At 50.5% G+C, this 370-nt stretch carries 1 pseudogene; it reads left to right on the forward strand.

Annotated features, from left to right (window positions below):
* Positions 1-370, forward strand: a pseudogene (locus HC175_RS20640) (hypothetical protein); the annotation flags it as partial.

Below are 370 nucleotides of genomic sequence, written 5' to 3' on the forward strand. Positions count from 1 at the left end.
GCCGAAGCGAGACACCTGGGATTTCCGCTTCCGGGGATAAGGATCAATGGATTCTACAGTCCGGCGGCACTAAATGCCGTGGGAGACCAAATGCCACCCCCGGGAAATATGCCCATAATTTATTTTCAGGATGATGCCTGGGCCGGAGTAAATGTGGATCATCTAAAAATATGGCTGCTGAATGTTGACTGGAATAATCCTCAGAATTCGGTGATCACTGAATCCCAGGAGCTTGATCCATCACAGGGGGTCACCCCTTTCCACAGCACTTTTGACGGCGGAAGCGTTATGAACCTTTCTCAGGTAGGAAGTGCACCAGATGTTGATGCCCTACAGGGAGCAGTAATGTGGCCCACCTCTTACAGAAGGT

Source organism: Salinimicrobium oceani (genome assembly GCF_012037645.1).